6 protein-coding genes are annotated in these 10,753 nt (G+C 71.0%); 1 reads left to right on the top strand and 5 read right to left on the bottom strand.

Translation table 11 applies throughout. The features are described from left to right. Positions 1–437 precede the first annotated feature (437 nt). Positions 438–1,580: an LAETG motif-containing sortase-dependent surface protein gene (locus AC0699_RS03515; protein WP_478655071.1), complete on the top strand. Its 1,143-nt coding sequence runs from the start codon at positions 438–440 to the stop codon at positions 1,578–1,580. Between the two features lie 68 nt (positions 1,581–1,648). Here AC0699_RS03515 and AC0699_RS03510 read toward each other — a convergent pair whose 3' ends face one another. The 5 genes from AC0699_RS03510 to AC0699_RS03490 all read right to left on the bottom strand — a co-directional run bounded on the left by AC0699_RS03510 (position 1,649) and on the right by AC0699_RS03490 (position 10,615). After that, positions 1,649–3,493 (bottom strand): GMC oxidoreductase, encoded by a 1,845-nt coding sequence (locus AC0699_RS03510; RefSeq protein WP_478655068.1) that lies wholly within the window; start codon positions 3,491–3,493, stop codon positions 1,649–1,651. Positions 3,494–3,694: 201 nt separating this feature from the next. Continuing rightward, entirely contained in the window at positions 3,695–5,323 is a 1,629-nt protein-coding gene (locus tag AC0699_RS03505; protein WP_478655065.1) for a succinic semialdehyde dehydrogenase, read from the bottom strand. A gap of 103 nt (positions 5,324–5,426) precedes the next feature. Then, positions 5,427–7,163 (bottom strand): serine/threonine-protein kinase, encoded by a 1,737-nt coding sequence (locus AC0699_RS03500; RefSeq protein WP_478655491.1) that lies wholly within the window; start codon positions 7,161–7,163, stop codon positions 5,427–5,429. Positions 7,164–7,262: 99 nt separating this feature from the next. Next, a complete protein-coding gene (locus AC0699_RS03495; protein ID WP_478655062.1) occupies positions 7,263–8,933 on the bottom strand; it encodes a serine/threonine-protein kinase in 1,671 nt (556 codons plus the stop codon). Between the two features lie 101 nt (positions 8,934–9,034). Next, positions 9,035–10,615, bottom strand: a complete 1,581-nt coding sequence (locus tag AC0699_RS03490; RefSeq protein WP_478655059.1) for a serine/threonine-protein kinase — start codon at positions 10,613–10,615, stop codon at positions 9,035–9,037. Positions 10,616–10,753: the final 138 nt, after the last annotated feature.

Raw genomic sequence — 10,753 nt, 5'->3', positions numbered from 1 at the left:
ACCACCGCACTCCCCCAGTCCCGTTGGTCCACACCACTCCTTTCCCCCTTTTGCCCGCCGGGGCGGAGGGGGGGGCCCCCCCCCCCCCCCCCCGTCCCCCCCCCCCCCCCCCCCCCCCCCCGGCGCCGCGCTCGGCACCGGCGCAGCCCTGACGTCGGTGCTGACAGCCAAGGGCCCCGCGGAAACACTTCCGCGGGGCCCTTCCTGTTGCGCCTTCGCCTCCCTGTTGCGGCTTCGCCTTGCCTCCGACGGATGTGGCGCACGACACATAAAGATTCTGTGAGGCGCCGTACAACCAATCCCCCTGGTCACAGGTCATGCATGCGGAACCAACAGCCACACCCGTGACCCCACAGCCGGGAATGGCCCCCAGACTCCGTACCGCACGACGCGGTACGCCGGACTTCCCTGAGGTCTTCATGAAGCTTCGCCGCGCTATGGCTGTCGCCGCAGCGACCGCTGTCATAGCCCCTGCCGCCTTCCTGGCGGCGCCGTCCGCGTTCGCGGACGACACCAACGGCTCCACGAGCACGACCTCCGCCGGCACCACCGGCTCGACCGACGGCACCACCGGTGGCGACGCGACCACCGGCACGACGGGCTCCACCGACGGCACCACCGGCGGCGACGCCACCACCGGCACGACGGGCTCCACCGACGGCACCACGGGCGGCGACGCGACCACCGGCACCACCGGCGGCGAGGCCACCACGGGCGGCGACGCCACGACCGGCACCACGGGCACCACGGGCGGCGAGGCCACCACCGGCACCACCGGCGGCGAGGCCACCACGGGCGGCGACGCCACGACCGGCACCACGGGCACCACCGGCGCAAACGGCACCACGGGTGCCACCACCGGCGGCGACGAGGAGGAGCCGGGCGAGGACGACGAGGACGCCGACGAGGGCGAGTGCGAGATCGCTCAGGTCGACGTCAAGCTCTCCGGCTTCCCGAACAAGATCGTCGCGGGCGGGGAGTGGAAGACCTTCAGCCTCGACGTCAAGAACAACAGCAAGTCCGAGATCAAGGACTTCTACCTCTTCACCTTCGCCTCCTACGAGGACGAGCTGATCAGTGACGAGAACCAGCTGATCGAGAAGTACGCGCACTTCGAGTACAAGGGCACCGACGGCAAGTGGACCAGCGGCGGTAACCTCTCGGGCGCCAACAACGGTCTCTTCTTCGACGTCATCGACCTGAAGAAGGACGAGAAGCGCTCGATCAAGATGCGTCTGCGCATCGACAAGGCCGCCCCGGCCGGCAAGAGCCTCGCCCTCGCTGTCGGTGGTTACGACAAGGACGAGACCTGCTACGAGAACGGCGAGTTCTACGAGTTCGACGTCCTGAAGTCGGGCAGCGAGCCGGGCGACGTCGACGAGGCCAAGCCGAACGGTGACAAGCCGAAGGATGTCAAGCCGCAGGGCGGCGCCGAGGAGATCCCCGTCACCGGCAACCTCGCCGAGACCGGTTCCTCCTCGATGCTCCCGACCATCGGGATCGCCGGTGGCATCGCCATCGTCGCCGGTGCCGGTGTCGTCTTCGCGATGAAGCGCCGCAAGAGCGACGCCACCGCGTAACACACCGCACAAAAGCAGGAAGAGCGCTGCACTCGGAGGGGGGTGCAGCGCTCTTCTGTTGCCTGGAACTACTTCTTCGGCGGGACCGCCGGGATCCCCAGGAACGGCAGGTTCAGCGCGCCGAACGCGTCCGCCGGGACCGCCGGGGACTTCGGGGCGACCGGGGAGAGGCGTTCGTACGAGCCGCCCTGCTCCGGGCGGGGGTCCGTGTCGCCCTTGTTGGGCCAGAAGGACATCGCCCGCTCGGCCTGGGCCGTGATCGTGAGGGACGGGTTCACGCCGAGGTTCGCGGAGACCGCCGCTCCGTCGACGACCGAGATGCCCGGGTGGCCGTAGAGGCGGTGGTACGGGTCGAGGACGCCCGACTCCGCGGAGGCGCCGATCGGGCAGCCGCCCAGGAAGTGGGCGGTGAGCGGGGTGCCCATCAGTTCACCGACGTTGGAGCCGGCGAAGCCGTTGATCTCCTCGGCCAGGATCGAGGCGGCACGGGTGGCCTCGGGAATCTGCTTGGGGTTGGGGGCGCCGTGGCCCTGGCGGGCGGTGAGCAGCCCCTTGCCGAGGCCCTTGGGCTTGCGGTACGTCGTCAGCGAGTTGTCCAGGGACTGCATGACCAGGCCGATGATGGTCCGCTCCGACCAGCGGCGGTTGGACAGTGCACGGACGGCGAGCAAGGGGTGCTTGATCATGTTGCCGGCCCAGGCCGCGACCCGGTGCGTCGCGCTGTAGGGCACCTGGAGGACGGTCATGCCGCCCATGGCGTTGGAGCCCTTGCCGTAGCGGACCGGCTCGATGTGGGTGTTGGCGTCGGGGTGGATCGACGACGTGATCGCGACGCCGCGCGTGAAGTCGACCTTCTCCTCGCCGTGCCGCTTGCGGTAGCGGCGGTTGTCGGTCTGCGCGCCCACGATCGCCTCGGAGTTGGTGCGGGTCAGCTCGCCCAGGCGTCCGGAGATGCGCGGCAGCAGCCCGGTGTCCTTCATCCGGTGGAGGAGGGTCTGGGTGCCGTACGTACCGGCGGCGATGATGACGCGCTGGGCCGTGAACGTACGCCCCTTGCCCTTGCGCTTGTTGTCGCTGGGGAGCGTCTTGACGGCGAAGCCGCCGCGCGAGTCCTCGGTGACGGCGACGACGGACGTCATCGGGTGGATGACCGCGCCCGCCTTCTCGGCGAGGTAGAGGTAGTTCTCGTTGAGGGTGTTCTTCGCGCCGTGGCGGCAGCCCGTCATGCATTCGCCGCACTCGGTGCAGGCGCGGCGGGACGGACCGGCCCCGCCGAAGTACGGGTCGGGGACCTCCGCGCCCGGCTTGACCTTCGCCTTGCCGGCCCCGTCCTCGCCGGCCCCGTCCTCGCCGACGGCGTCCTGCCCGTCTCCGAAGAAGACACCCACCGGAGCCATGTGGAAGGTTTCGCCGACGCCCATCGCCTGGGCGGTCGCCTTCAGGTGGACGTCGGACGGGGTCATGGTCGGGTTGAGGCGGACCCCGAGCATGCGCCGCGCCTGGTCGTAGTACGGCTTCAGCTCCCCCTCCCAGTCCGTGATGTCCTTCCACTGCGGGTCGTTGAAGAACGGCGCGGGCGGTACGTAGAGCGTGTTGGCGTAGTTCAGTGACCCGCCGCCGACGCCCGCGCCCGCCAACACCATCACGTTGCCGAGCAGATGGATGCGCTGGATGCCGAAGAGGCCGAGGGCCGGGGCCCAGAGGTAGTTGCGCAGGTCCCAGGAGTTCTTGGGCAGCGTCTCGCGGGTGAAGCGGCGGCCCGCCTCCAGGACGCCTACGCGGTAGCCCTTCTCGGTGAGACGCAGGGCCGAGACCGAGCCGCCGAAGCCCGATCCGACGACGATGACGTCGTAGTCGTAGGCGGATTCCGCGTCACTCTCGCCCTGTTTTTGGGCAGGGAAGTCCTCGGGCATGGCTCTCCTCGTCAAAAAACGTGCGGGTACCGGGTTTTGCTGGGGGTGTCTTGTGGATCAGGCTGGATCAGCGAGCGGGGTCTGGTGCGTGCGATTCGCAAGGCGGAGGAGGGAGTCATGGCGGAGCCATGCCGACCGACGACAACGCCGCGAGCGTGCGTGCCAGGGCACGCGAGCCCGGCAAGATCCACAAGACACCCCCTAGCGCAGGCGCAGGGCCTTCATCGCCTTCAGCGACATGCTCATGAAGGCCGCGTACTTCTCGTCGTCCATGCCGAAGGACGGGGCGAGCGGGATCAGCCGCTGCTGGGCGACGGTCTGGGCCTCGGTGTACTTGAGGATGCCCTCGGAGCCGTGCCGTCGGCTCAGACCGGAGTCCTTCATGCCGCCCATCGGAGACTGCACACTGCCGTACGCTGGCGCGTACCCCTCGTTGATGTTGACGGTGCCGGTGCGCAGGCGGGCGGCGACGGCGCGGCCGCGCCTGCCGTCCTTGGTCCAGACGCTGGAGTTGAGGCCGTACGGGGTGGCGTTGGCCTGCTCGATGACGTCGTCCTCGTCCTTGAAGCGGTAGATGGAGACGACCGGGCCGAAGGTCTCCTCGGAACAGACGGCCATCGGCGCCTCGACGCCGTCGAGGATGGTCGGCTCGTAGAAGTACGGGCCGATGTCGGAGCGGTGTACTCCGCCCGCGACCAGGGTCGCCCCCTTGGCCACGGCCTCCTCGACATGGCGCTTGACGGTCTCCAGCTGGCGCTCGCCGACGAGGGAGCCCATGTCGGCACCGTACGCGAGGGAGTTGCCGAGGCGCATCGCCTTCGTACGGGCCGCGAAACGCTCCACGAACGCGTCGGCGACGGACTCGTGGACGTAGAGCCGCTCGATGGAGATGCAGAGCTGGCCGGCGGAGGAGAAGCAGGCGCGGACGGCACCGGCCGCCGCCTTGTCGATGTCGGCGTCGTGGAGCACCAGCATGGCGTTCTTGCCGCCGAGTTCGAGGGAGACGCCGATGAGACGGGCGGCGGCGCCCTGGGCGACCTCGCGGCCGGTGCGGGTGGAGCCGGTGAACGAGACGTAGTCGGCGTGCTTGACGACCTCGGGGCCGACGACCGGGCCCTCACCGAGGACGACCTGGAACACGCCGGCCGGGAGCCCGGCCTCGATGAGCAGGTCACGGGCCCAGAGTGCGGTCAGCGCGGTCTCGGTGTCGGGCTTCATGACGACGGCGTTGCCGGAGACGAAGGCGGGCAGCGCATCGCCGACGGACAGCTCCAGGGGGTAGTTCCAGGGGGCGATCTGGCCGACGACGCCGCGCGGCTGGCGCAGTTCGGTGGTCCTGGTGAGGACGGGGACGACGCCGGTGTGCCGCTTGGGACTGAGGTAGGCCGGGGCCTTGCGGCCGTAGTGGCGGGAGGCGACGGCGACGGCCAGGACCTCTTCGTGGGCGTGGAGGCGGGCCTTGCCGGTCTCCAGCTGGATCAGGTCGAGGACTTCGGCCTGGCGCTCCAGGATCAGGTCGTGGAAGCGGAGCAGTACGGCGGCGCGGGCGCGGGGGGAGGTGGCGGCCCAGGCGGGCTGGGCGGCGCGGGCGCGGGCGAAGGCTTCCGCGACGTCCTCGGGGGTGGACTCGGGCAGGTCGGCCAGCTTCTCCGCGGTGAAGGGGGAGTGGTTGGCGGTACGGCCGGAGCCGATGACTCCACGGGTGAGCTGGGCGACCACCTCGGGCGTGACCACATCGGCGGCGGTGCGCGCGCCTGCCGGGGCGGCGGCGGTGGGGTTGGTGCCGAGGGGGCCGGTGTGCTGGGCGGCGGGGGCCTGCGAGTCCGTCATGGGGGCGAGAGTATGACGCAATCAAGACTTTGGGTACCCGTCGGTAACAGCTTTTCGCCAGGTCCCCACATCGCGCCAGCGATCACTGGCAGATAAGCCCTGATCAGGGGCTTGTGGCCGTATCCGACGTTCCCGTCGCCACTTTTCCGAGTTTGAGGCGCTCCCGTACGCCCTTGAAGAGGTCGATGCCTTCGGCCTCTTCCTTGCCGCCCTTGGGCATCTCGACGAGGACGGTGAACCGCTCGTCCTGGTCGGTGAGGACGTAGAGGGCCATGCGCCGGACCGTGCGGCCCGTGTCGCCCTCCTGGGCGTCGTACGTGACATCGAGGAGAGCGGCGTCCATGCCGTCGAGGTTGGTGGGCACGACGGTGCCCTTCGCGTTGGCCGCGGTGAAGCTGCCGCCGCGCGCACCGCCGTCCTTCAGCCACGTCAGCTCGCGTCCGGCCCACGCGACGGGGGTGCCGGTCTCGGCGTCCGCGCGTTTCAGCTCGATCCAGGAGGGGTTGCCGCGCTCCTCGAAGGTGATCGCTTTGTCCTGCGCGAGCTCCGCCTCCGAGGTGACGGGCTCGCGCCGGTACGAGGCGGGCACCGAGATCTCCGCGTCGAGCCGCGACTCCGGATAGGGGCGCCAGCGCCAGGCGTCGGGGGTGGGCATCGCCCCGGACGTGCCGCTGCGCGCGGGGGCGGACGCGGACGCCGGGGGCCGCGTCCGGTCGTGTCCCCCCTCATCAGCCTCATCCGTCTTGTCCGCCACGAACCATGCGGCCACGCCACCGACGACGGCGAGCATCCCGGCGCCTGCGACCGCGGCGCGGAGCCGGGCGCGTCGGCGACGCGCGTCACCGCGCCCGGGCGCGTCCGCGTCCGCACGCCCCGACGCGCCGTCCGGCCCGCCCGCGGAGCCGGAACGGCCAGGACCGTGTGCGGCATCTGCTCCGGACCCGGCGGCGCCCGGCCCTGCGGGCACAGACGGCCCGGCGGGCTCCGCGGGGCCGCTGTCCCCGTCCGGGCCCGGTCGGGACGGGACGCGCCCGGCGGAGGCCACCGGGTCGTGGCGCGGGATGCGGAGCGCGGCCGTGGCCGGGTCGGCCCGGGCCGTGGCCACGGAGGTGAGCTCCGCCATGACCTCCTCCGCTCCCGGCCGCAGGGACGGGTCCTTCGCCAGCAGGCGGACGATCAGTGGGCGCAGCGGCCCGGCCTGCACCGGCTCGGGGGGATCGGTCGAGAGGATCGCGGCGAGGGTGGACTCCAGGGTCGTACGGCGGAACGGCGACCAGCCCTCCACCGCCGCGTACAGCAGGACCCCCAGCGACCACAGGTCCGACACCGGAGCGGCCGGCGCGCCCGACATCCGCTCCGGGGCGATGAACTCGAGCGAGCCGACGAACTCCCCGCTGACGGTGAGCGATTCCTCGCCCTGGATGCGGGCGATCCCGAAGTCGGTGAGGACGACCCGCTCGTGCGCGCCGAGCAGCACGTTCGCGGGCTTCACATCGCGGTGCACGATGCCTTTCGCGTGCGCCGCGCCCAGCGCGCCCGCGACCGCCAGCCCGATCCGGGCGGTCTCGGGCGCCGGGAGCGCCCCGCGCCGCAGCCGCTCGTGCAACGATTCGCCGCGGATCAACTCCATGACGATGTACGGGATTCCGTCCTCGACGACCACGTCGTGGACGACGACCGCCGCCGGGTGCTCGACCGTCGCGGCGGCCCGCGCCTCACGGCGGAGCCGCTCGTACAGCCGCTGCCGGGACGGGTCGTCCCGGTCGCCGGGCAGCCGCGGCTCCTTCACCGCGCAGTCGCGGCCGACGACTTCGTCGCGGGCCTGCCACACCGTGGCCATGCCGCCGGAGCCGAGCCGTCCGGTCAGCCGGTAGCGCCCGCCGATGAGCCGCCCGGACTCCGTCGCGTCCCCCACCGCTCCCCCGATCCGGCCAACGGGTCACAGACCCTGGATCTTGAGATGCTTCACGACGTTCGCGAAGATCTCCTCGCCGTCCTGTCGCGCCGCGCCCTCCGCCGGCATCTGCACCCGCAGCCGCCAGTGCACCTTGTCCTTGCCCGGCACGACCAGCTCGTGCCAGCGGTAGCGGATGGGGTCCTCGTTGGTGTCCCCGTAGGTGATGAAGTCGACGGTCGTCTCGAAGGCCTTCTTCTCCTGGTGGGTGACGTCCTTGGTCTCGACGTCGGCGTCCTTGATCTCCGTACCGTTCTTGCCGCCCTTCGAGTACCAGTCGTCCCACACCTCCTTCTTCGGTTCGAGGACCTCGTCCGCGTTGTCCTTCGAGATCTGCATCCGCTCCAGATAGATCGCGAAGACACCACTCGGGTCGCGGTAGTCGACGGCGAAGCCGCCGTCGAACTCGGAACGCTCGTACTCCTCCGGTACGGCGACGTCCGCGGCCAGGATCTCGCTCTCCGGACGGACCTTCCACCCCGCCGGGAGTTCGTCGCCGCCGAACGGATCGACGATCACCAGGGCGAGGGCGAGCGCCACCGCGAGCACTCCGCCGAGGAGTCCGAACTGCGCCGGACGGTTGCGGTGCAGCACCGGCGGCACCCAGCGGGAACCCGTGCCCTGGGCGGCCACGGCGCCGTGGACGCGGGTCGGGTCGGCCGACGGCTGCGGCGGACGCGCCACCGACTCCAGCGTCGCGCGGATCTCGGCGGCGTCCGGCCGGGCCGCCGGGTCCTTGCGCAGCAGCTGCATCACCAGCGTGCCGAACGCCCCGGATCCGCGCGCCGGTACCTGCGGCTCCGCCGAGAGCACGGCCTGGAGCGTGGCGGGCGTGTGCGAACGCCGGTACGGGGACACGCCCTCGACCGCCGCGTACAGCACCACACCCAGCGACCACAGGTCCGACTCCGGTCCCGGCCGCTGGCCCAGCACCCGCTCGGGCGCGATGTACTCGGGCGAGCCGACGAACGCGCCGGTCTCGGTCAGCCCCTGCTCGCCCTCGACCTGCGCGATACCGAAGTCGGTGAGCACGACCCGGTCGCCGCGGCCCAGCAGCACGTTGTCGGGCTTCACATCGCGATGGAGGACGCCCGCCTCGTGCGCCGCCGACAGCGCGCCGAGGACCGCGAGTCCGATCCTGGCCGCCTCCCGTACGTCGAGCGTGCCCTCCTGCAGCCGGTCGCCGAGGGACTGGCCGCGCACCAGCTCCATCACGATCCACGGCTTGCCGTCCTCCATCACGACGTCGTGCATGGTGACGACGGACGGATGGTCGATACGGGCCGCGGCGCGGGCTTCCCGCTGCATGCGCAGATACACGTTCTCGCGCTCACGGTCGCCCAGATGCTCCGGTACGCGCGGTTCCTTGACCGCCACGTCCCGGTCCACGACCTCGTCGTGCGCCCGCCAGACCGTGCCCATACCGCCGTGGCCGAGACGGGAGACCAGGCGGTAACGGCCGCCGATGAGCCGTCCCCTGCCGGGGTCGGCGGCGGGCGCCGGTGCGGCGGTGACCCGCGTCGGTACCGGGGCGACCTGCGTCGGTACCGGGGTGGGGCCCTGCGGCGGTACCTGCGGTCCGGCGGGCGTGGGCGTCTGAGGCGGCCGGATTGCGTAGCTGGTGGGCTCGTTCGCCCGTCCCCCGTCGTTCGTCATGTTCACATCCTGGCGAAGAGCGTTTGACGTTGCCACTTACGGGGTTGAGCGATGCAGAGCCGTGACAGAGTCACGGGGTCACGGGGTCACGGGCTCACGGGTCACGGGGTCGGAGGCCGCCAGCTCTGCACCATGGTGTCGAACTGCTGCCGCATCGTGGGCCAGTCCTCCGCGGGGCCGGCCATGAAGAGCGCGTACTCGGTCCCGTCCTCCTCGTAGTAGACCTGGTCGATCGCGCGGCGCTTGCCCGGATGGTCCTTGATCTCGGTCCAGGTGAACTCCCAGATCGCCGAATTCGTCTGGTCGCGGTAGGTGTTGGGGTGGAGGATCACCTTCTGGTAGTCCGCGCGCTTGTCGACGATCTTCTCCAGATCGAGCAGGTGCATGTATGGATTCTCGAAGTCCGGCGACGGGTCGATGCTGATGCGGATGCGGTGGCGGCCGCTGTCGGGCGTGTAGTCGATCTGGTTGCCGTCCAGCTGCCGGGTCCAGCCGTCCGGTACGAGCAGGCTGAAGCCCTTGGGGTCGGTCACCCGATGCCAGCCGGCGGGTACGGAACCGGTCTTGGCGGGTTTTGGGGACGACGACGTGGTGGCCCCTGGCGTGCTGCTCCGGCCGGATGGGGTGCCACCGTCCCCGTCCCCGTAACGCATCGCGAGATATCCGGCCCCACTGCCGACGACCGCGGCGAGCACGACGACGAGCAGTGCCCTGCGCCAGCGGCCGGATCGTTTCCGCGCCGTCGGGGTGGGGGCGGTTTGCGGCTCAGGGAGCGACGCGGTAGCCGCCCGCCGGTCCTCGGGCTCCACCGACTGCGTCGGTACGTACTCGTGCGCCGACTTCGGGCTGCGTCCCTCCATCACCTCCAGCAGCATCCGCTCGGCCTCGGCAGTCGGCGGGCGCTGCTCGGGCTCCTTGCGCAGCAGTGCGGTGATGACCGGGCCGAGCGGTCCCGCGTGCTGGGTGGGCGGCGGCTCCTCGGTGACCACCGCCTGCATCGTGGACAGCGGTGACGTACGGCGGAACGGTGAGCTCCCCTCGACCGCGGTGTAGAGCGTGGCGCCCAGGGACCACAGGTCCGAGGCGGGGCCGGGGTCCCCGCCGCGCACCCGCTCGGGGGCCAGATAGTCGATGGAGCCGACCAGTTCACCGGTCCTGGTGATGGTCGAGTCGCCCTCGATGGCGGCGATGCCGAAGTCGGTGAGCAGCACGCGGCCGTCGGAGGCGAGCAGCACATTGCCGGGCTTGACGTCGCGGTGCAGCACTCCGGCGGCGTGCGCGGCGCGCAGTGCGCCCAGGACGTGCAGGCCGATACGAGCGGCCTCGGCCGGCTGGATCCGGCCGGACTCCTTGGCCGCGTCGGCGAGTGACGGCCCGTCGACGTACTGCATCACGATCCACGGACGGTCGTCGTGTTCCAGGACGTCATGGACGGTGACAACGTTGGGGTGGGAGATCCGGGCGGCGGCGCGGGCCTCCTTCTGGGTGCGGGCGTGCAGCACCGTCCGGTCGGCCTCGGACACGTACAGACCGGCGGTGAGCTCCTTGACCGCGACCGTTCTGTGCAGGAGTTCGTCCTGGGCGCGCCAGACCTTGCCCATGCCGCCGCGGCCGATGCTCTCGGTCAGCCGGTACCGGCCGGCCAGCAGCAGTCCTGCGTTCGTGCCCGAGCCTTTGCTCACGCTCTGTGTGTGTTCCACGTGTCCCCGCCCCGTTCCTTGGAAAGACAGGTTACGGAGAGGAAGTACGTGCGGGGAACCAGGGGCCGCTCAGTAACTCGCACCGTGATCCGATAGTTGCGCGGCGCGGTCGCTCTCGAC

It is taken from the genome of Streptomyces sp. NPDC043870 (assembly GCF_056435785.1).
Note: the sequence above shows the minus strand (reverse complement) of the source record. Positions and strands in the feature narration are given on the sequence as shown.